Source organism: Clostridium estertheticum (assembly GCF_026650985.1).
Lineage (GTDB): Bacteria > Bacillota > Clostridia > Clostridiales > Clostridiaceae > Clostridium_AD > Clostridium_AD estertheticum_C.
The window spans coordinates 3,773,927-3,794,509 of record NZ_CP086239.1; the positions used below are offsets into that span (position 1 = coordinate 3,773,927).

Below are 20,583 nucleotides of genomic sequence, written 5' to 3' on the forward strand. Positions count from 1 at the left end.
AACTTTTCGAACTGTAATAATATCATTAGACATAATTAATGCCTATATCTAATTTCTCTTTATAATTAACAACTGGCTTTTTAGAAATTTTCTTATAACATGTATGTTTTATATGTTATAGGTGTATATCTGCATAAAGCCAATAATATAAAAATTCATTATAAGAGAGAGAAAGTTTTTTTCGAATATAATTACTTTTAATACCTAATTTTATATGGTTTCTAAAGTAATCTATAATTTTTTTATCATGAAAGTTTGGTACTTTTAATGGAAGGTTATCCTGAGAAATTAAGTTATTTGAAACCATAAATATTATTGATCGTGTTATCATATCTTCAGATATATCTAATATACGTGAAGTTTCAGCTATTGATTTCCCTTCTAAAATTAATGTTCTAACTTTGTACCAATCTATGGAAATAAAATGTCCTCTTTCAATTAATTTATTATCTTTATGAGTTAAGCAGTAAGTTATACTACAGCTAGGACAATATATGTAAAAACTATGTTTTGAACCATCCTTATAAATTTTAGTTAAGGTATCTGTACGTTTTAATGAACCAGGTATTTTATAGTTTGCACACCAAGGTGAAGCACAAGAAAAATATTCTATCATTTTATTATTTGAACTAAGTGACTTGTTATAATTTGGATTAAGTATTTTATCTATAAATTCACTTGGTATTTGTAGATTGAAAAAGTCTTAATAGAAATATTTGCTTTGCGTATTATTTTAAAAATAATACGCAAATGGGTAGTAGTTTCCATCGATTTGCTATTTCTAGCGGTCTGTAAGAGTCTGTCACAAGTTTTGTGGTTATTAAAGTATTCCTCAATATATATAAGTTTAAGTGCAAACAATTGATTTATATTTAAATTATTAGAAGTATTCTGGATATTTGGAGCTAATAGATATTTCCAATCTTCATATAGTCTATCATTCAAATTATTTTTTTCTTCAGTAACCGTTGTTAAGCTTAGATCTGCTAAACAATATGGACAATATCCCATCCGACTTTCTGATGATATAATAGGTATCTTTTTCTTGCACTGCCAACAAAAGTGTTCCAATTTAACCCCATGAATTTTACAGTACGAAATTTCTTTTACTTGCCATATCAATTTGTAAAATGGTTGTTCATGCATACATTGAGGACAATAAAAGATAGCAATTTATAAAATTCTGAGAAAATCAAAGAAAAACGTACTTTCATATGTCTATTTTAGTCAGAGCACTCCAATTATTCAAGTACCTAACTTAATATATAAAAGAGTTACAAATGATAATGAGGTTATATACGAGAAAACGAAAGTCAAGTTGTTAACTCCAGAAGATATAACCCCTATGTTCAAATGCTTTAAGAACTATTCTCCTTAATTGTAAATCTTTTTGCTCTCGAATATTACGCGTAGATTCTGATTTTAGGTAATTGTAATAACCTGATCTTGATACTCCAATTACATCACATAGATGTCTAATCATATTTTTATATTTATATTTAGATTTAGAGAGGATGTTCTGAATAAGTGCAAAAATTGAAGAAATCCTTAAATTACCGTTTTTCACCTGCCTTTCTTGCAGCTCGATTTTTTTTAATAGTTCTGCTTCCGCCTTCCAATATTCGATCTCAACATCTTTTCTTGTGATTATTTCTTCTAGGGTTAATTCACGTTTAAGCGGGCGTCCACTGCTAAACTTTCTAGTATCTGTAAGGCCTAATTCGCCAGATTTCTTATAAGCATTGCGCCACCTCTTACTAGAAGATTTGATTCTATTATTACCAAGTGCTTCTATATCGAACCCAGCATCTTGAAAAATTTGAGACGATAACTTCCCCAGTATATGCTCAGCTACAAATAAGGATTTGAACTCATCTGTATATGTAATTCCTTTTTCACTAACTCGTTTAATATATTTGTTTTTTGAGAGCGCTAAAATTTGTTCATTAGTAAATATTTTTTTGCTCATAATGCTCACAACCTTTCTAATTTAATTGTACAAAAAAAGATCCCATATGAATAGACTTTTTTTAGTGTCTATCATATAGGATCCATTTTAATTTTCTGTAAGTTGCTTTTTATTTTTGCTTTTTATTTAGTTCCAAATAATCTGTCTCCGGCATCTCCAAGACCTGGTACAATATATCCTTGTTCATTTAATTTTTCATCAATTGAAGCTGCATATATATCTACATCTGGATGTGCGTCACTAATAGCTTTAATTCCTTCAGGTGCTGCTATAAGACACATAAGTCTTATGTTCTTAGCTCCTCTTTTCTTAAGAGCTGAAATTGCGTCCATTGCAGATCCTCCTGTAGCAATCATAGGATCCGTAATAATTACATCTCTTTCACTAATATCCTGAGGCAATTTACAGAAATATTCAACCGGTTGAAGCGTTTCCTCATCCCTATACATCCCTATATGTCCAACCTTAGCTGCTGGTATAAGTTTAAGAACACCATCAACCATTCCAAGGCCTGCTCTAAGTATAGGTACTATAGCCATTTTCTTTCCAGATAGAACTTTACATTTAGTAGTACAAATAGGAGTTTCGATTTCTACTTCTTCTAATTGTATGTCACGTGTAACTTCATAAGCCATAAGCATAGCAACTTCTTCAACTAGCTCTCTAAAATACTTTGAACCTGTGTTTTTGTCCCTTATATATGCCAATTTATGTTGTATAAGTGGGTGTGTAATTTGTGTTACTTTACTCATATGTGTTTCCTCCTAATATTTTATTTACAGTATTTTTTTTCAATTTCAGTAATTTTATCAATTCTTCTTTGATGTCTTTCGCCTAAAAATTTAGCATTAATAAAAGTATCTACTATGTCTAAAGCTAATCCTATTCCTGTAGTTCGTTCTCCAAGCGTAAGTATGTTAGCATTATTATGTTCGCGCGTTGCATGAGCACTAAAAGTATCAGCGCACAGTGCAGCCCGTATTCCAGGTACTTTATTAGCACAAATGCTTACTCCAATCCCTGTACCACATACGAGTATTCCTAACTCAAAGTTTCCTGCTACTACTTCCTCTGCAACCTTTAGTGCATAATCCGGATAATCACAGGAATCTTCAGTATGAGTACCAAAGTCTGTTACCTCAATATTTTTACTCTTCAAATGTTTAATTATTTCTTTTTTTAAGCTTAAACCACCATGATCACTACCCAATGCTATCCTCATTGTAAAGCACCTCCAAAATATTTTTGCTATAATAGATAATATTACAAAAAAAGAAGATATTATCATTTAAATAAATTATTCAAATGCTACTATCTTCCATACCTTATCAAATAATAAATACACATTATTTTTTGAACTACTAATTTGTTTTAAAGAAAATAAAATATTCCTAACCTGGGGGACTATATTGTTTATAATACATATTTTATTGAAAACAGCTTCCAAAATATAGCTTCTTTTCATTTTTTCATTACAAACATATAATATATCCATAGTCATCCTCCTTATATTTTCCTAAAATATATACAAATTATAAGTTTTATCTACCTATACGTAAGTTATATCAAAACCTGCGGATTTCTTAAGCCTATTCATTATAGCATATCCGAGGCCCTTTTCCTCAAAGGCTTCTGATAATATTAAATCTACATCTATAGCATCAAAACTTCTTAAAACTTCAAATAGGTTTCTACCCACAGTCTCTAAATGTTTCCTATTTCCTAAAGAAACAACAGTGCCAAAAGGATATTTATCTTTAGTTTCGTCTGTTGCAATAATACCTATTTTTTTGTTGCCCATATTAGTTTGCACTATTTCATTGATTTTTGCAATAGTTTTTTCTATGTCTCCACATATAATTTTTACTGGGGCTTTTGGTGCATAATGCCTATACTTCATACCAGGTGCTTTAGGCTTAAAATCTTTTTTTGGTTTAGACATTACATTCTTATCAATATATATATCCTCATCTATCTCTCTTAGCATCTCAATAGTTATGGCTCCTGGTCTAAGTATGCAAGGTGGAGTACATGTACAATCAACTATTGTTGACTCAATTCCTATTTGGCTTTTTTCTCCGCCTAAAATATATTCTATCTTCCCACTTAAATCTTCAATACAACTTTCTACCTCTGTAGGACTAGGTCTACCAGATATATTAGCTGATGGAGCCGCAATAGGCGTTCCAGCTGCTTCAATAAGCCTTCTCGCAATAACACTTGATGGCATACGTATGCCTACAGTATCAAGGCCCGCACTCGTAGTACTTGGAATCAAATCAGACTTATTGAAAATTAATGTTATTGGTCCTGGCCAGTATTTACTCATTATTTCCTTAGCTATATTGGGTACTTCCTTAACTAGGGTCTCTATATTACGATTAGCTACATGCACAATAAGTGGATTATCCTGAGGTCTACCTTTCGTCTTAAAAATCTTTTCTACAGCAGTCTTATCTAAGGCATTTGCTCCAAGGCCATAAACCGTTTCAGTTGGAAAAGCAACTAATCCGCCTTCTTTTATAACTAGGCCTGCTTCATTAATTGTATCTTGTGCTATACTATTTACATCTAAAATCACAATCTTTGTATCCATCTTTACACCTCTTAATTTTATAAACACCTATTCTCTATATTCTTTTATATTTTCTATAGCATCATCTGAAAACACTGCTTGGTTACAAGTTTTATATAAATCATTTAATAAACTATATTTTCTAAATCCACCATTATTAATTACAAAATAGTAATATGTTTTTTCTGGATTTTGAGTCTTAATTTCAATATACATTTTAGCTACATAAGGGTATTTCATAAAAAAATTTATATCCACAGGGCGAATTCTTTTGTTTCTAAACCCCGATTTTGTTATTATAATAATTTTCAAATTCCTACCATGACCTTCTGTATGCACTAAATCAACTTTTTTACATATAATTATAAATTTAACTCTTGCTATTCCACACCATATACTGATTTTATAGCCATTCTGTTTGAAATCAATATATTCTTCATTAATTCTAAGAAGTAACACAAAAGTAATCATCACCTCTATGCAAATCAAATAAATTATAAAAAATATACTCATAATATTTGATATCATTAGTACAATTGGTAATAAAACAAAAATAAAGCACATTGATAGCATAAACCTTTTATAAGTTTTTTTTTGCTTTCTAATGGCTTTATTTATATTCATAATTTCACCTTTCACTCATAATAATACTTTAGTTATTATTACCCATTGCTTTCATCTTTTCTGCTTGATCAGCAGTTATTAAACTATTCAGCATTTCATCTATGTCTCCATCAAGAAAAGCATCTAATTTATACAAGGTTAACCCGATTCTATGATCTGTTATCCTGCCTTGAGGATAATTATATGTTCTTATCCTCTCACTTCTATCTCCAGTACCTACTTGACTCTTTCTCTCTTCAGCTATTCCTGCTGATCTCTCAGCCTCAGCTCTGTCATACAATCTAGATTTCAGTATCTTCAGAGCTTTTTCTTTATTCTTTAACTGGGATTTCTCATCCTGGCAAGAAACTACAAGTCCTGTTGGAATATGCGTCATTCTTACTGCTGAATCTGTTGTATTAACGCATTGTCCTCCATTACCAGATGCTCTAAACACATCTATTCTTAAATCATTAGCATTAACTTCAATGTCAACATCATCAACTTCAGGTAAAACTGCTACAGTTGCTGTAGACGTATGAATCCTTCCACTTGACTCAGTATCTGGAACTCTTTGAACTCTATGAACTCCACTCTCATATTTGAATTTACTATAGGTAGATTCACCTTTTATCATAAATACTATTTCCTTAAATCCACCAATATCAGTTTCATTAGCACTCATAACTTCAACTTTCCACCTATTACGTTCTGCATATCTTGTATACATTCTAAATAGATTTGCTGCAAATAGTGCCGCTTCATCTCCACCAGCCCCTGCTCTAATTTCCACAAACACATTTCTCTCATCATATGGGTCCTTAGGCAAAAGTAAAACTCTTAATTCTTCCTGAGTTGTTTCCTTAATTTCGTTTAATTCTTTAATTTCCTCTTGAATCATATCTTTCATTTCTTTATCAGATTCTTCTTTAAGCATTTCTTTATTTGTTTCTAAATCTTGTTTTGCTTTTTTATATATTCTATATTTTGTAACAATTATTTCAAGTCCCGCATGTTCTTTACATAATTTTTGCCATTCTTTTTGATTAGCAATAACCAATGGATCGCCAATTTTTATTGAAAGTTCATCATATTTATTTTCCGTAAAATCAAGTCTATCTAACATTTTTTTATCACTCCGTATATATATTTTCACATTACTTAATTATATCATAATCAGATGCAATATACAAATTGCTTCTATCCAATTATTTCCCTTTTATAACAACTATTCCAGTATATAATTAATCAACTAATGTAGCTTTAATAACCCTATCATTTCCCGATAAATCTTTAATACATTCTATATTATTAAATCCTGACTTAAGCAATATATCTGTAACTGCTTCTTTTTGATCATATCCTATTTCAAAAGCTAAAAGTCCACCTTTTTCTAAAACCAATATGCTTTCTTTTGTAATTCTCCTATAAAAATCAAGACCATCTTCCCCACCACATAGTGCTATAAATGGTTCATAACCCTTTACGTCATCCATTAGAGTAGGTATGATCTCTTCTTTTATATAGGGTGGATTAGAAACTATTACTTCAAATTTTTTATGTTGATTTATTGCTACTTGTAACAAATCACTGTGCTCTATATTGATTCTTTTAGACAATTTAAACCTTTCTATATTTAGCTTTGCAACAGCTAAAGCATCTTCTGATATATCACAAAGAGTTACTCTAACAGTTTTAATAAACTCAGCTATTGATATACCAATAGCTCCACTTCCAGTACAAACATCACATATTTGCGTAAGTCCTTTTTCCTTTACATGTTTAATTACTTCCTCAACCAAAATTTCAGTATCAGGCCTCGGTATTAGGACTCCCGGTCTTACTATGAAATCCATTCCCATAAATTCGCACTCGCCAAGAATGTATTTTATAGGCATTTTATTTTTTCTAATCTGAATTAACCTAAAAAACTCATTTTCTTGTTCTATACTAATCTTAAAGTCTCTATTAATCATTATGAACAATTTATCTTTTTTTAAAACTTTACCAAGTAAAAGTTGTGAATCTAACAAATAACTTTCGATATTGACCTTTTTTAAAATTTCATATGACTCTAAAAGCACTTTCTGTATAGTATTTTCTTTACTTATATTAATTTTTCACAACCTCCATTCATTTCATTTAAGTATTATTCATAATTTCTATGTTTTATACTAATTAATCTACAATTCCTTCTGCTACTTTAAGTGCTCTTATTGCCACTTCTAATTGAGATAAATCCGGTTCTCTTGTAGTTAAGTTTTGTAATTTAAGTCCTGGATAAGAAAGAATTTTAGCTAAGTTACTTTTGCTTTTCCCCATCCATTTAATAATTTCATAACTTATGCCTGAAATGAAAGGAAGTAATATAATTCTATACATTATTCTTTCTCCAATTGAGTTCCAACCAGTTAAAGAAAACACTATAATGCTAACTATCATAACTAGAAACAAAAAATTCGTTCCACATCTTGGATGTAGTCTTCCAAATTTAGCAGCATTTTCTGGAGTTAATTCAACTTCGTTCTCATAACAAAATATAGTTTTATGTTCTGCACCGTGATACTCATACACCCTCTTAATATCTTCCATTTTCCCTATTAAATACACATATAGCAAAAATATTAAAACTCTAATAATTCCCTCTACAATATTCATACCCATTGTACTTGTACCCAATTTACTAAATAAATTAGCCACAAAGGTCGGCACAATAAAAAACAATCCTACAGATAGAGCCAAAGAAATTACAAGAGATATCCCCATAACTACATCATTACTTTTTTCCTTGAACAATTTTTGTATGCATTTATCTAATTTTGAAGGTTCGCCTTCCTCTTCAAAAAAAGAAGCTGAATAATTTAATGTCTTTATACCTATAATTAATGATTCAATCAAGGAAATGAACCCTCTTATTATTGGTAGCCCTACCAATTTATTCTTTTTAGTATATGATGTGTAACTTTTTTTCTCAACTACAATTTCTCCTTGCTCAGTTCTCACTGCAGTTGCAATTCCATCGCAGCCTCTCATCATAACCCCTTCAATTACCGCTTGGCCTCCCACGCTTGTATTTCTAGCCATAGTTAAACCCCCTTTTTTGGTACAATATGACACTTTCTGCATCTTGCTTCATACGACTCCGTAGCCCCAATCAATACAATTTTATCTTCATATTTAGCTGGTTTCCCATTAATTAGACGTTGAGTTCTAGTAGCAGGATTACCACACACTACACAAATTGCCTGAATTTTATCAACAAATTCCGCTATTGCGAGTAGTGCTGGTATAGGCCCGAATGGTTCACCTCTAAAATCCATATCTAGTCCCGCACATATAACTCTTTTGTTATTATCAGCAAGTGATGTAATTATATCTATAATACCCTTGTCAAAAAACTGTACCTCATCGATAGCAATAACTTGTGTATCCGCATCTAAAAGATCTAATATTTGCAAGCTATTCTTAACCCTAACCGCTTCTTCCTTTTCTCCACAGTGAGATACCACATCGTCTTTACTATATCTATTGTCAATTTCCGGTTTAAAAACCTGCACTTTTTGCTTTGCAATTTTAGTTCTTCTTATTCTACGTATAAGTTCCTCAGATTTTCCACTGTACATAGGTCCTATAATAACTTCCACCCAGCCATGATTTTTTGGTCCGTACATATTTATACCTCCAGTTTATTCAACCGCCTATTAAAATTACAGTTAATTCAAATAAAAATTTTAACCATATATATTTTATCAAATATATACTATATAATAAAGTAAAAAAATAATTTTATTCTTATTGACTTAATTATTAATTATATGATAAAATTGAGTAGTTGACAATACGGGTATATATTTATTTTAAAAAGAGGTGAAAAATATGCAAAAAGAAATACAACCAGAATATCATCACGATACAATCGTTAAATGCGCATGTGGAAACACTTTTACTACAGGATCTACTAAACAAGAACTTAAAGTAGACGTATGTTCTAATTGCCATCCATTCTATACTGGTAAGCAAAAGAATATTGATGCCGGTGGAAGAGTTGATAGATTCATGAAGAAATTTAACATAAAAAATGAAGATGTAGAATAATATAGTAATGGAAAAGATTTAATTATCTTTTCCATTTTTTCATTTATAAAAAAATAAACGGCATATAATAAGATAAAAAATAATTATACTATCTTTTTATATGCCGTTTAAATAATATTATCTAGCTAATAATTCAAAATTCTTATTTATCATTTCTAAAAATTCCTTATTACTCTTAGTCGTAGATAATAAATTAAGAAGTTTTTCCGTTACGCCCAAAGCATTGCCTTCTCTATACATTATTTTTCTTAAATTATATATAGTCTCCATCTCAATCTTTGTAAGTAATAAATCTTCTCTTCTTGTCCCTGATTTGTAGATATCAACAGCTGGGAATATTCTTCTTTCTTGAAGTTTTCTATCCAAGTGAACTTCCATATTACCAGTTCCCTTAAATTCTTCAAAAATCATATCATCCATTCTGCTTCCTGTTTCTACAAGAGCTGTCGCAAGTATAGTTAAACTTCCGCCCTCTTCAATATTTCTAGCTGCTCCAAAGAATTTTTTTGGCATCAAAAGAGCGCTAGGATCAAGTCCTCCAGATAAAGTTCTTCCAGAAGGTGTTATAGTTAAATTGTAAGCCCTAGCAAGCCTAGTTAAACTATCTAGTAAGATAACTACATCTTGACCTTGTTCAACCATTCTTTTAGCTCTTTCAAGCACCATAGAAGCTACTTTTGTATGATGATCTGGTTCTTCATCAAATGTTGAATATATAACTTCGCCTTTAATAGATCTCTGCATGTCAGTTACTTCTTCTGGTCTTTCATCTATTAAAACAACTATTAATTTTACTTTTGGATGATTTATTGAGATACTATTAGCGATTTTTTTAAGAAGTGTCGTTTTTCCTGCTTTTGGCTGTGCTACAATTATGCCTCTTTGTCCTTTACCTATAGGGGAAATAATATCCATCATTCTTGAAGATAAATCGGCTGCATTAGTTTCAAGTATTAGCCTTTGTGTTGGATAAATAGGGGTTAGCTTTTCAAAAGGTTTTCTACCTACTGCTCTCTCTGGATTTTCTCCATTTACCTTCAGTACGTATAGTAAAGCCTTGAATTTTTCGCCTTCCTTAGGTGTTCTAACTTTACCTTCTACTTCATCACCTGTCTTTAAATTAAATCTTCTAATTTGAGATGGTGAAACATAAATATCATCAGAACCCGATAGATAATTGTGTCCTCTTAGAAAACCATAGCTATTATTTTCAATTATTTCGAGCACGCCTCTTGCCGACCCTGATTCATTTATCATTTCTTGCAATTGTTCTTTTTTATTTTCATTTTGATTTTTAAAACCTGTATCAATATTTTCATTAGAAGTAGGTTTAGTAATTGGAGCTGAATTTGTTTCGATATGTTTTTCTGAATTATCTATAACATTTTCTTCAACTGTAGAAGAGCTTTTGGGGCTTATCTTTTCTCTTAAAATTACTCCATCTTTTTGCATAGAAACTTGTGATGCCTTGTTGATTTCTACAATTAACTCACTTTTTTTAAGTTTAGAAATATTTTTAATACCAAGTTCTTTACATCGCTGCTTTAGATCAATTACTGTCATATTTTCGAAATCTTTGTTTATCAAAATCTGCACCTCCGAAGGGTATTTCATATGTAATATCTATTTTATAAATATCATGGAAATTTAAAACGTGTATACTATCCACTGAATTTTTTGAAATGATATATTGTGTTAATTATATCCTATTTCATAATTTTAATCCACTCTATTTAAGATTCTCAATTTCATTTAAAATTACTTCAAAAAAAATCCTACAGGGTAGACTTTTTCATTTGTCCACTCTATAGGATGTAATTTAATATTATTTATCGTTTTCTATCGCTGCTTTAATAAAATCACTAAATAGTACATGAGGGTTATTGGGTCTAGATTTAAGTTCTGGATGAAACTGAACTCCAACAAACCAAGGGTGATCTTTAATTTCAACTATTTCTACTAGTTTTCCATCAGGACTTGTTCCCGTAAGTGAAAGTCCCTGCGCAACTACTGCTTTTCTATATTCATTATTAAATTCATATCTATGTCTGTGTCTTTCATATATTACTTCATCTGCATAAGCTTCATGAGCGTTTGAATCTTTTGCTAACTTACATGCATATAACCCAAGTCTCATAGTGCCACCTTTTTCATCCAAATCCTTTTGATCTGGCATTAAATCTATCACTGGATACTTAGTCTCTGGATCAATTTCAGAACTATTAGCTCCGCTTAGTCCTGCTACATTTCTTGCATACTCTATAACAGCACACTGCATACCAAGACATATTCCGAAAAATGGCACTTTATTTTCTCTAGCATACTTTGTTGCCTCAATTTTACCTTCTATTCCTCTGTCACCAAATCCACCTGGAACCAATATTCCGTGAACATCACCTAATATTTCGCTTACATTCTCAGATGTTACATCACAAGCATTTATCCACTTAATTTCTACATTGCAATCATTTGCGAGGCCTCCATGACTAAGTGCCTCAACAACAGAAATATATGCATCATGAAGCTCAACATATTTTCCAACTAGTGCTATTTTAACATTTCCAGATAAATTCTTTAATCTATCAACCATATCTATCCATGCAGTATTATCTATTTCATGACAATCTAATTTTAATTTTTTACATACTAAAGTGTCTAACCCTTCATTATGAAGCATAAGTGGTACTTCATATAAATTTTCAGCATCTAAATTTTGAATTACAGAGTCCGCTTCTAAATTACAGAACATTGCAATTTTAGCCTTCATATCTTCAGATATTTCCTTTTCAGATCTACATACTATGATGTCCGGTTGAATACCTATACTTCTTAGTTCTTTTACAGAATGTTGAGTAGGTTTTGTTTTAAGTTCTCCGGCTTTTCTTAAATATGGTACTAACGTAACATGGATAAAGCAAACATTCTCTTTTCCAACTTCATATTGTGCCTGTCTTATAGCTTCTAAAAAAGGTAAAGATTCAATATCTCCAATAGTTCCACCAATTTCAGTTATAACAACATCTACATCTTTTTCTTTAGCTACTCTATAGACTCTTTCTTTTATCTCATTAGTTATATGTGGTATTACTTGTACTGTACCACCTAAGAAGTCGCCTCTTCTTTCTTTTGTTATAACTGACCAATATACTTTTCCTGTAGTAACATTACTACTCTTGCTTAGATTCTCATCAATAAATCTCTCATAATGTCCTAAATCTAAATCTGTTTCTGCACCATCATCTGTAACAAAAACTTCCCCATGCTGATACGGACTCATGGTACCTGGATCTACATTTAAATAAGGATCAAATTTTTGAATAGAAACCTTAAGACCTCTATTTTTTAAAAGCCTACCTAATGAAGCTGCTGTTATTCCCTTACCTAGAGATGACACTACTCCACCTGTGACAAATATGTACTTAGTACTACTCATAATAACTCCTCCTGTGTTTTATAACTTTTTCTTAATCGCCATTTATTTTCCAAATATTGTTTATGTATTACTATAATATTTTTAAAAGTTTATGTTAATTATTTTTAAAATAGCTTGACAAATGTTGTTTTCAATTTTATAATAGAAATTACCCATTAAATATAATGGTATAGGTTTTTTTAAAAACAATATTAATATCTTATCACATTTTTTTATCATTCACCAGTCTTTTTTTTGTTTTTTTGTTTTTTTTACTTTTAATTTTGTTTTCAGCACTTAAAATTTACATAACTATAATTTAGATTTACTTTGTAATTGGCCTTATACTTCTTAATTTCATCAAATATCTATACTCCTAATATATTCTCTATTTCAAAATACATCTCTCTAAATTCCTTATTAATGAAAAATCGTTCCTCTGCTTTTTTTAATCCATAATTAGCGGCCCTTTTGCTAGAAATTAAAAATTTCTTATAAGCAATTTCAATATCATCACATTTATGCTTTTGTAATAATAAGAATAATATATACCTACATTCTCTATCTTTTAATATTCTTAATGATTCATGTCTTTTTATACCTTTCACATAACAGATAGCTTCTATTATCTTTTCATAATCAAGATTTTTCAACATTAAACCACTCCCAAGTTTTTTTGAATTATTACATCAATTAAATTATTGACATTTATTCATAAAAACTATCCATAATATGAAATTTAAAAATTAAGGCTATGTTCTAAATAGAACATAGCCTTAATTTTTATTGGGCTTTAATTTTAATTTCCAAAATCGTACTCAAAACTTGTTGATTTCCTATTATCATATCATAATCTATAAATACATCTCCGCCACTTTTATCTACGTTCATTTTTAGTTCTCTAGTATCAACCGTAAGATCTAACGCTCCATGAGGTGTATTATATAAAGTTAAGTCTCTTGAATATTTTTTAAAGTTCATTTCAGTGTTAGTAGTTCCAGTTCTTATAAGTGTAAATTTTTCTTCATCAATTTTAAATGTAGTAGTGGTTCCTTCCATTCCTGAAATCTCCGTTTCCTCGTATACTGCATAATAGCAATTGTCTTCTTTGTAAAACTTTCCAGGCGTTACCACTTCAATTGAATCTCCATCCTCTTCACTATCAGACTGTCTGCTAACTACTGAAATTACAGCGTTCTTCTCCATAACCTTACTCTTTTGCATAAACTTACCCCTCGCTAATTTATAATATAGTTATTTATTTGCTCATCCGTTGCAGGCATAACATCTATAGATGTATCTAGACTCTGGTCATCTTTTCCATAACCAATAGATACAATTTTCTCGCCTCGCCCTTTACAATACCTACCCGTTATTCTTGCTGCGAATTCAATGTCTTCATTTGTAGCAATACCTATTATAGCAACTGTAGAACCGTTATAGTCCTTAGCTAAAAACATCAAGTCCTCTCTTGTTAAAAGTTGTTCTAAAAGGTCTCCCTCTTTCTCCGTTCTTGTAGATATAATTTTTGAATCTTTAGATAATCTAAACTGCCTACCTATTTTCAGTAATTTCAAATCTATTTTTGTTGGATTTTCTTTATTCTCTAAAAGATCCTTAAGTCTTATAGAATAATTAGGTTCTGTAAGTTTACACCCACCAGCAGGTGATGGATAATCTAAAATACCCCACTTACTCGCAAGTTCCATTTGAACCTTTCTATTTCTTCCTTTTATGTCCATAAGCGCTTCTCTATCTATTAGACCATCAATCTCCATTTGAGTTGGATTAAGATTTTTTGCACATAATGGTCTTAATATTTTATGACCTACTCCGGATTCATTTTTTACTATGTCTAAAGATGATCTGTTTTGAGACATAGGTCTTTGGTTCAAAACTTCTCCTGTAATAATAAAATCAGCATGGAATTTTTCGAGCAAATCTCCACAATACCTCATCATCATGGCATGGCAATCAATACAAGGATTCATATTTTTACCATAACCATGTTTTGGATTTTTCATCATTTCAAAATGCGCATCTGAAAAATCTATAACTTCTAAAGGTATACCTATTTGTTTAACCATTTTCAATGCATTTTTTTCTCCAAAAAAGTTTGATTTAAAGCATATACCAATAACTTCTATTCCTTGATCTTTTACAAGTTTTGCTGCGAGAGTACTATCAAGGCCCCCCGAAATCATAGCCAAAGCTGTTGTCATAAGTATTTCGCCTCTCTTAAGTTACTATTTATTATTTCTTTCAATAGCTAGTTCAATAAGCTCATCAATAAGTTCCACATAAGTTTTACCTGTAGCTTGCCACATTTTAGGGTACATACTTATTTTAGTAAACCCTGGTATAGTATTAACCTCATTTAAATAAATATCTTCTGTTTCTTTATCTACAAGGAAATCCACTCTTGCCATTCCAGCACAATCTAATATTTTGTAAATTTTTATAGCTTCATCTTTAACACTCTGTAGTTTTGCTTCATTTAGCGCTGCTGGTATTAAAAGCTTAGATTCCTCATTTTTATATTTAGCTTCATAATCATAAAACTCTTTTGCTGGGATTACCTCTCCTGGAATAGCAGCCTTTGGATCATCATTCCCCATCACTCCTACTTCAATTTCCCTTGCATTAATAGCCTGCTCAACTAAAATTTTTCTATCATATTTTAGGGCATCGATGACTCCAACTATTAATTCTTTTTGATCGTGTGCCTTTGTTATACCTACTGAAGAACCACCATTAGCCGGTTTAATAAATACTGGATATCCCAATTCCTTTTCTATCCTCGCTATCAGATTATCTTTGTCTTTTACATATTCACTCGCATTTATTACCACATAATCAGCTTGCTTTACATTAAATTTTTCTAGCAAATATTTTGTATATATTTTATCCATACAAATAGCAGAAGACATTACTCCGGGTCCTACACAAGGGATATTATACAATTTACACATACCTTGAATAGTTCCATCTTCTCCAAAAGAACCATGTAATACTGGAAATACTACATCTACTTCTTTATTAAATAAAACCTTTTGACCCTCTGGCATTTTAAAATACTCGTCCGTTTCCCATTCTCCATTTTCTATATTTTCTACTTTTCCAGTATATTGAAACCATAACCCGTCCTTAGTTATTCCTATAGGGTATATGTCATATTTTGTTTGATCAATATTTTTAAGTACTGATGTTGCTGACGCTCTCGAGACTTCATGTTCTGTAGACTGTCCACCAAATAATATCGCTACTTTCTTTTTCATAAACATTCTCTCCTTATAACCATAATTACTATTATATCATTGCACCTATTACTTTGTATTTTAATTTTTAAACTTCACCGTATATAATAACACAAGTTAAAATTATAATGCTAATTTAAAAATAATTCAACAAAATAAAGGATATATCTGCATTTTGTGCACAAATATCCTTTATTAAAATGACTATATTATATTTTATGATTATTTAGCCCTCTAAATTGTTAGTTTTCCATTAGGCGTATCAATTATTTCTATTATTCTTTGTTCATAACCAGTACTAGCATTAATGTATACTATAAAATCTTTTCCCTTATATGATCCCAAGAATTCATAACATAAAACTTCTTTATTTGTCTCGGTAGGTATAATCGCTAAACTAATTTTGTTTATTTTCAGCCTTTTACCAACCTTTTCTTGTGCTTTATCTTCGGTTATTTTCGGAGCAATGATTTCTCTCCTTTCTACATGGGAAACTAAAAATTTTTCAGATTCAATTCCTATAATGCTACCATCATCTAAAGCAATCTTAAGCTTTACTTGATCTGGATAAATAGCTACATTGCCTTGCTTATACACATAAGCTACTACCGCTGTATTACCATAGTTTAAAGTGTATGTAGACTCCATATTTTCATATCCTATTTTGCTAAGAAACTTACTTCCGCCTTCTATTGCTTTTTGGATATTTAATGTTGCTTTACCTATAGTCCTATTATCCAACAAATAAACTACCTTGCCTCCATTTTTGCTTATTTCTATTACTGTTTTAGGGTCACCTTTTGCTCTTCCCTTAAATGCTATATGAAATGTATAGGTTGGTATATTTGTCTTTCCAGCTTGCTGCTTATACTCAATATTCTCAATTTTATCTTTGCCAAACATATTATTTATTACCTCGACTGCCTTTTTCTCACTAATTTCCTTTTCAGACAATACTTTAGGCTTTATTTCGACGACATTATCAGAAAAAGGCCCATCATATATTAATGCTGGATATTGGACTATTTGTTTTTGTATACCTGTAAATCTTTGAGTCACAAGATTTTCACCTGTTTTTGCAATTACCCCACTACTTTTCTTCCTAATTTCTCCCCATTTAACTTTGCCTTCATTTATTTCAGAAAGCACATTATTTAATTGTTCTTGAAGTGTATATGACTGCATTTCTAATTTATCAATTACCTCATACTGCTTATCAGTAAGTTCCTTTCCTTCCGATGATGCTTGGGCTAAAGTATAACAAAAATCCCCTACTTGAGTTAAAAATTTGCTAGTATCTCCAACAACTGCTTGATCAATTGGCAACGAATGCAATTTATCGTTTGCAGTGGCAGAATATCTAAAAACCTCTTCAAATACTATTATACTTTGCTCAGGGGAACCAACAATAGCTGATTTGCCTAGATTTACTCTTATATTTTGTACAGAGTCGACAAGTTCATACATATTTTTACTATATTCTGCCTGAAGATAATTTCTATAATCTAATCTTTCCAAAAACATTAATATAGCAAACATAGTTGAAAACACAACAATTATAGTTACAATACTTGTATACAAAATCCTTTTCTTTGACACTTTCATATGTTTTCCTCCTGATATTCTACCAAGGTGATATATAAAACCTATTGATTTTTATATACCCTATTCGCTATTTAATTTATCCTTAGCTAAATAATTTAGTGAAAATTTCTCCTAGTTTAAATTTAACAATTATTTTTTTGCTACTAACAGTATTGTCTACCATTTTATACTCATCATCAGATAATACTGTTTTCATTTCTTTTTCAGTTTTTTCATAAGATACGTTACCTTTTGTAATATCTACAAAACATAGTGGAGGAAACATTACACACCACCAGTTTTGTCCTTTGCCCGTTCCAATAATTATTCTATAAGCCTCATATTTGCCTTGAGGCAAAGTTATATTTCCATAGGTTTTAACCGGAAAATATTCCTCTGATAGAGATGTAGCTACTGAATATTTAAAACCATTTTCTTTTATAACCCTTTCCGCAATTTTTTTTATATTTTTATTTTCATTATTTATAATCTTTCTTGACTCTTTTATATTTTTGCAATCCACAATTTTTGGTGATATATATTTTAAAACAGAATCTCTTACTTTTAATTTTAAATTTTGATCTATTTTATCATCACTATTAGCTATTACATGAAATCTTATAAGTTTGCTCGCAACATCGCTTTGGCTTGCTTTCCCACTTAAACTCGTTGAATTTAGAGCTATTAAAATTATAATTATTACGGCAAAACTTGTTAATATAAACTTTTTCATGTTTATCCCCCCCGGATATAATGTTTATATTAATATGTTTACCATATTATGTAATTGTATTCACTGAACTGCTCCAATTCTTCTAATTTCAGTATTAACAATTACATTTACTGATATCTTTTTATACTCATCATTCCAATCTTTCTCTATTTTGCTCCATAAATCTGGTTTAAACTTTTCTATATATTCTCTGGTACCAAAGGGATCTATGCCAAATTCTTTTATAGCAATTTCCATGATTTTTTCACATTCTTTACTAATAGACTTATTAAAATTATTTTGTAACCTTTGCAGCTCTCCTTTATCAAGTATTTTCTTGCCTACATAATATTCACTTATCTGCCCCTCAAGGTTGATATTTACATTAATAGTTAACTTACTGCCTTCCTGAATCACTTTCATTTTTCTTGTATATCCATCTATAACATAATCGACAGGATGACCATCTACATAGATAACTTTTTTACCAACTTTAAACTTACCATTTAGCATTTGAATATCTAGTAATTCAAGTGGCGTAAAATATCCTTTTAGTTCATAATCGCGAATTATGGCAGCACCTGTTAACATTAATTCATTTTTTTGCTTATCTATAGTTATTCTAGGTAATAACGCATTGCCATTTTCACTTAACAATATAAGGAATTCATTTAAAGTAGTGCTCATAATCCTAGAATTTTTCTTGCTATTATCCATAAGTCCTGAAATATAATATTGCGTGCTATTTTCAGTCATAGGTTTAAATTTTACATAATCCTGCGCTAAACCGTCTGAAACAACTACCTGCATCATCCTATTTATGCTAGGGTCTCGCTGCAAATAATCGATTATTTCTTTAACCGTATCCTTATGTTTCAATAAATTGCTACTTAATATTAAAAGCTTTGTATGTCCCATGAATATATCTTTACTGCTCTTAGCTGTAGCTTCAGAATATGCATCTTCCATGGAAGATGCATCAGTATTAATATACTTATCCAAAGCACCTTCACTTTTTCCTGTTACGAGCATACTCATGTCTGGAAATCCATAAGTTACATTAATTTTTTTGATTTGCCTCTCAGGAAATGGATCATCAGATTTAATATCCTTTAACGTTTTCTCTTTACCAATATCTTCTCCAGGGTCAACAGCTATAGTAGATATAAAGTTTCGCCTATCAATTTCCACCTTATCCCAACATCCACTTAATAAAATACAACTTAGGATGATCGGTAAAATTTTTTTAAATTTCATCTTTGCTTCCCCCCCTTCCGCGATCTTTACATTCGCCTATAATTAATATGAGGATCGGTAACACTACAAAAAGAAATATTGCTGTTAATAATACGGGAGTAGTTTTAAATTGCAAATTATAAATTTCAGCTATATTCTTTGGATATAACGCTATGACATAAATAATAGGCATAATTAAAAGCGAAGATAACTTAGTATCCTTTAACTTAACTACATTTTTTACAATTTCACACGAGAAGAAATAAGTATTGACAAATGTTGTGAAATAAAAGAATATCCAAAATGCCATAACTACACCTTCCCAGTGTTCTATAAACGTGTCTGGTATATCTAATGACTTTATCATAGTAATAGTTGGCCATAATAACACTTTACTCTGTGCTTTAGAAAACACAGCTAAAACAAAAATCATGATTATCAAATAAAAGACTGTTACAAATATTACACTCTTTTTTAACACACCTAAACAATCTTTTTTATTTTTAACATATGGAAGAATAAGGTATGCTATTTCTATTCCACCAAAACAAAACAGAATATATTTAGAAGCCTTGAAATATTCAAATGGCTTATTGTGAAGTACTGGTAATAAGTTTGTGAAGTCCGCATTTATTACAGTGAGTATTAACACTGCAAATGCCGGAATAAACATAACCCAAAATGATATTTCATTAAACTTAATTAAATCACCTATTTCCCCTCTTACTAAATATGTTCCTGCCAAAATAGTGATCATTAAAATAAATTCTGTAGGAGTTCGCCTTAATAAATATAGTTTAATTACTTCGACAAACTCTCTCATCCCAAGGGACACAATGAATATGCTATAAATTGAAAAAGTAATAGCAACAATCCCTCCAAAGAGCTTACCAAAATTATTTTGCAATATACTTGTGAGATCCTCGAAGTTATTTTTCTTCATTACCCTGTATATAAGATACAATAATAAAGAAATTGCTATCCCACAAATAATAGTAACTATCCATGCATCGCTACCTACTTTATTTATGACCTCCCTTGGAGCAGAAAAAATTCCTACACCAACTATTGCTACCACAATGGTTGTAAATAGTCCAAAATCCTCAACCTTTTCTCTATCTGCCATAATATAATGTTCAC

Annotated in this window: 23 protein-coding genes; 1 reads left to right on the top strand and 22 read right to left on the bottom strand. The window is 30.5% G+C overall.

Features of this window, described 5'->3' with window-relative positions:
- Positions 1–115: 115 nt before the first annotated feature.
- From LL038_RS18120 to LL038_RS18175, 12 genes are all read right to left on the bottom strand, one after another.
- Complete coding sequence (locus LL038_RS18120; RefSeq protein WP_216126291.1) at positions 116–616, bottom strand: hypothetical protein; 501 nt, start codon at positions 614–616, stop codon at positions 116–118.
- 50 nt (positions 617–666) lie between these two features.
- The gene (locus LL038_RS18125; protein WP_268055910.1) at positions 667–1,071 is read right to left on the bottom strand and encodes a hypothetical protein; all 405 of its coding nucleotides are present in this window, start codon (positions 1,069–1,071) and stop codon (positions 667–669) included.
- 250 nt (positions 1,072–1,321) lie between these two features.
- The gene (locus LL038_RS18130) at positions 1,322–1,969 is read right to left on the bottom strand and encodes an HTH domain-containing protein (protein WP_216126298.1); all 648 of its coding nucleotides are present in this window, start codon (positions 1,967–1,969) and stop codon (positions 1,322–1,324) included.
- 122 nt (positions 1,970–2,091) lie between these two features.
- The gene (gene upp, locus LL038_RS18135; RefSeq protein ID WP_171297718.1) at positions 2,092–2,721 is read right to left on the bottom strand and encodes a uracil phosphoribosyltransferase; all 630 of its coding nucleotides are present in this window, start codon (positions 2,719–2,721) and stop codon (positions 2,092–2,094) included.
- Between the two features lie 20 nt (positions 2,722–2,741).
- Complete coding sequence (gene rpiB, locus LL038_RS18140; protein ID WP_216126300.1) at positions 2,742–3,191, bottom strand: ribose 5-phosphate isomerase B; 450 nt, start codon at positions 3,189–3,191, stop codon at positions 2,742–2,744.
- Positions 3,192–3,266: 75 nt separating this feature from the next.
- Positions 3,267–3,464 carry a hypothetical protein gene (locus LL038_RS18145; RefSeq protein WP_216126302.1) on the bottom strand — a complete coding sequence of 66 codons (198 nt, stop codon included), beginning with the start codon at positions 3,462–3,464 and terminating at the stop codon, positions 3,267–3,269.
- A 54-nt stretch (positions 3,465–3,518) separates the two neighbouring features.
- A complete protein-coding gene (locus LL038_RS18150; RefSeq protein ID WP_216126304.1) occupies positions 3,519–4,565 on the bottom strand; it encodes an L-threonylcarbamoyladenylate synthase in 1,047 nt (348 codons plus the stop codon).
- 27 nt (positions 4,566–4,592) lie between these two features.
- Positions 4,593–5,168 (bottom strand): hypothetical protein, encoded by a 576-nt coding sequence (locus LL038_RS18155; RefSeq protein ID WP_216126307.1) that lies wholly within the window; start codon positions 5,166–5,168, stop codon positions 4,593–4,595.
- A 28-nt stretch (positions 5,169–5,196) separates the two neighbouring features.
- The gene (gene prfA / locus LL038_RS18160; RefSeq protein WP_216126310.1) at positions 5,197–6,273 is read right to left on the bottom strand and encodes a peptide chain release factor 1; all 1,077 of its coding nucleotides are present in this window, start codon (positions 6,271–6,273) and stop codon (positions 5,197–5,199) included.
- A 118-nt stretch (positions 6,274–6,391) separates the two neighbouring features.
- On the bottom strand, positions 6,392–7,258 hold the full coding sequence (prmC, locus tag LL038_RS18165) for a peptide chain release factor N(5)-glutamine methyltransferase (RefSeq protein WP_418921892.1): 867 nt from the start codon (positions 7,256–7,258) through the stop codon (positions 6,392–6,394).
- A 67-nt stretch (positions 7,259–7,325) separates the two neighbouring features.
- Positions 7,326–8,231 (bottom strand): DUF1385 domain-containing protein, encoded by a 906-nt coding sequence (locus tag LL038_RS18170; RefSeq protein WP_216126313.1) that lies wholly within the window; start codon positions 8,229–8,231, stop codon positions 7,326–7,328.
- A 2-nt stretch (positions 8,232–8,233) separates the two neighbouring features.
- The gene (locus LL038_RS18175; protein WP_216126315.1) at positions 8,234–8,818 is read right to left on the bottom strand and encodes a thymidine kinase; all 585 of its coding nucleotides are present in this window, start codon (positions 8,816–8,818) and stop codon (positions 8,234–8,236) included.
- 205 nt (positions 8,819–9,023) lie between these two features.
- Here LL038_RS18175 and rpmE point away from each other — a divergent pair, with 205 nt between their 5' ends.
- On the top strand, positions 9,024–9,242 hold the full coding sequence (rpmE, locus tag LL038_RS18180; RefSeq protein WP_151553952.1) for a 50S ribosomal protein L31: 219 nt from the start codon (positions 9,024–9,026) through the stop codon (positions 9,240–9,242).
- 117 nt (positions 9,243–9,359) lie between these two features.
- Here rpmE and rho read toward each other — a convergent pair whose 3' ends face one another.
- The 10 genes from rho to LL038_RS18230 form a co-directional block, all read right to left on the bottom strand.
- Positions 9,360–10,829, bottom strand: a complete 1,470-nt coding sequence (gene rho / locus LL038_RS18185; protein WP_216126317.1) for a transcription termination factor Rho — start codon at positions 10,827–10,829, stop codon at positions 9,360–9,362.
- A 238-nt stretch (positions 10,830–11,067) separates the two neighbouring features.
- Positions 11,068–12,675, bottom strand: a complete 1,608-nt coding sequence (locus LL038_RS18190; protein ID WP_216126318.1) for a CTP synthase — start codon at positions 12,673–12,675, stop codon at positions 11,068–11,070.
- Positions 12,676–13,022: 347 nt separating this feature from the next.
- Entirely contained in the window at positions 13,023–13,310 is a 288-nt protein-coding gene (locus tag LL038_RS18195; RefSeq protein ID WP_216126319.1) for a ribose-5-phosphate isomerase, read from the bottom strand.
- A 127-nt stretch (positions 13,311–13,437) separates the two neighbouring features.
- Positions 13,438–13,860 carry a DUF1934 domain-containing protein gene (locus LL038_RS18200; protein ID WP_216126372.1) on the bottom strand — a complete coding sequence of 141 codons (423 nt, stop codon included), beginning with the start codon at positions 13,858–13,860 and terminating at the stop codon, positions 13,438–13,440.
- A 32-nt stretch (positions 13,861–13,892) separates the two neighbouring features.
- Positions 13,893–14,876 (bottom strand): tRNA 4-thiouridine(8) synthase ThiI, encoded by a 984-nt coding sequence (locus LL038_RS18205; protein ID WP_216126320.1) that lies wholly within the window; start codon positions 14,874–14,876, stop codon positions 13,893–13,895.
- A gap of 24 nt (positions 14,877–14,900) precedes the next feature.
- Entirely contained in the window at positions 14,901–15,932 is a 1,032-nt protein-coding gene (locus tag LL038_RS18210; RefSeq protein WP_216126321.1) for a D-alanine--D-alanine ligase family protein, read from the bottom strand.
- Between the two features lie 213 nt (positions 15,933–16,145).
- Positions 16,146–17,516 carry a germination protein YpeB gene (gene ypeB, locus LL038_RS18215; RefSeq protein WP_216126323.1) on the bottom strand — a complete coding sequence of 457 codons (1,371 nt, stop codon included), beginning with the start codon at positions 17,514–17,516 and terminating at the stop codon, positions 16,146–16,148.
- A gap of 82 nt (positions 17,517–17,598) precedes the next feature.
- Positions 17,599–18,228, bottom strand: coding sequence for a stage II sporulation protein R (gene spoIIR / locus LL038_RS18220; RefSeq protein ID WP_216126326.1), 630 nt, complete (start codon positions 18,226–18,228; stop codon positions 17,599–17,601).
- A 60-nt stretch (positions 18,229–18,288) separates the two neighbouring features.
- Positions 18,289–19,464 carry a Ger(x)C family spore germination protein gene (locus LL038_RS18225; RefSeq protein ID WP_253199956.1) on the bottom strand — a complete coding sequence of 392 codons (1,176 nt, stop codon included), beginning with the start codon at positions 19,462–19,464 and terminating at the stop codon, positions 18,289–18,291.
- The gene (locus tag LL038_RS18230) at positions 19,454–20,569 is read right to left on the bottom strand and encodes a GerAB/ArcD/ProY family transporter (protein ID WP_253200345.1); all 1,116 of its coding nucleotides are present in this window, start codon (positions 20,567–20,569) and stop codon (positions 19,454–19,456) included. Before LL038_RS18230 ends, LL038_RS18225 begins: the two co-directional genes overlap by 11 nt.
- Between the last annotated feature and the right edge of the window lie 14 nt (positions 20,570–20,583).